The following is a 1,874-nucleotide window of genomic DNA, read 5'->3' on the forward strand; positions in this document are numbered from 1 at the left end:
GCTGCGCGCGCACGCCACCGACGCGGCGGGCAACACCGTCACGATCACTGAGATCCGGGCGTACGCGGTCGGCTAGCCCGACCACCTGGCGGGGCGGCGGTTGATCGCCCCGCCAGGTGGCGTACCCCGGTGGCGGGCTGCGGCGGCCGTCCCCGGATCCGTATGCTTCCCGAGTTCTGATCCGGGGAGGGCCACCATGTACCAACCGCCGCAAACGCCGTGGAACGCGGCGCCGCCACCACCGCCCGGATACGGCGGCGGGGACGGGACAGCGATCGCGGTGACCGCGAAATACTGGTGGCTGAACTTCATCTACGGCCTGTTCAAGCCCAACCTGGTGGTCGACGGGCGGCCGGTCCCGGCGGTCTGGGGCCGCAATGTCGTGCCGGTGCCACCCGGGCAGCATCACGTGCACGTCCACGTGCCGTACATCCTGCCGCCCCGCATCGGGGTCGCTGAGACGGTCGTGCCGGTGTATCCGGGCCAGGTGGTGGAGGTGGAGTACCGGCCGCCGGCGATCGCGTGGCTCGGCGGCTCGATCGGACCGGCGCCGCAGAAGGTGCGCGGGGTGGGCGGCGCGATCGCCCTGATGATCGTGCCCCTGGTGCTCCTGCTGTGCATCGTCGGCGGGATCGTCGTCGCGGCCCTCAACGACGACTCCGGCGACCCGGTGGCCCGGCCGCGGGCCCTGCCGCAGGAGCCGTTCCGCCCGCCGACGGACGAGCCCGAGACCGCCGCGCCCGAGACCGCCGCGCCCGAGACGGCCGCCCCCGGGTCCGCCGAGCCGGCCGCGTCGGACAAGCCCACGCTGCGCCCGGTCCCGGCCCGCACGTTGGTCGGTCCCACATTCGCGCCCGGCGAGGACACCTACACGATGGATTTCACCGGCTGGCCGTTCGCCTTCCGGACCCCCGGCACCTGGGGCTGCGCGGGCGGCAACGTCGACCTGCCCGACGCGAAGGGCTGGGTGTGCATCGACGAGGGCAACCCGGGCAGCGGTCAGAAGGTGCAGATCATGCTGCGGCCGTGCCCGGCGCCGTGCGGGAAGGCCGAGCGCGACCGCCTCACGAAGCAATGGTTCGACCCGGGTGCCAAGGGCAAGGTGTTCGACGAGCGCACCACGTACGTGGAGACGCCGGCGGACGCCAAGGGCCGCTACACCCTCGACATGAGCCACTTCTTCGCCGCCGGGTCCGGTGGCACGCCGCAGTGGCAGGTCGGCATCGGGGCGTTCACCCCGCCGGCCGGCAAGGCGGACATCCAGAAGATCTTCAACGACGTCCTGACCCAGACGGGCTGAAATCCGGTCGACCCGCCTGCCTCGAACCTCTACCCTCGCCGTGGAAGCCATGATCGGGAGGAGGGATCGCGATGCGTGCCGTCGTCGTTCCCTCGCTGCGTTTCGAGTTGATCCTCGTGTCTGGTGTGCCCGGCTCCGGGCGCGCCACCGGGGCCGGACGTCCCTGACCGCACCCTCATCCTCAGCGGATGCGGGCGGTCCGGGTGGCGCCGTCCACCGTCGGATCATTCGTGAAAGACCACCATCATGCGCGTACGCAATCTCGGCATCCTCGCCCACGTCGACGCCGGCAAGACCACCCTGACCGAGCGGATCCTGTTCGCCACCGGCGCCACCTACAAGCGCGGCGAGGTGCACGACGGCACCACGGTCACCGATTTCGACCCGCAGGAACGCAACCGCGGCATCACCATCTTCGCCGCCGCGGTCAGCTGCGACTGGGCCGGCCACCGGCTCAACCTGATCGACACGCCCGGCCACGTCGACTTCTCCGACGAGGTCGAGCGGTCTCTGCGCGTGCTCGACGGCGCGATCGCCGTCTTCGACGGCGTTGCCGGCGTCGAACCGCAGAGCG

General features: G+C 71.6%; 2 protein-coding genes. Both read left to right on the forward strand.

The genetic code is table 11. From position 1 onward, the window contains the following. Positions 1-196: 196 nt before the first annotated feature. Complete coding sequence (locus AB0M20_RS41075) at positions 197-1,300, forward strand: hypothetical protein (protein WP_364306688.1); 1,104 nt, start codon at positions 197-199, stop codon at positions 1,298-1,300. A gap of 246 nt (positions 1,301-1,546) precedes the next feature. After that, positions 1,547-1,874, forward strand: a 328-nt coding sequence (locus tag AB0M20_RS41080; protein WP_364306690.1) for a GTP-binding protein, incomplete at its 3' end; no start/stop codon positions are given.

The organism is Actinoplanes sp. NPDC051633 (assembly GCF_040681735.1).
Classification (GTDB): Bacteria; Actinomycetota; Actinomycetes; order Mycobacteriales; family Micromonosporaceae; genus Actinoplanes.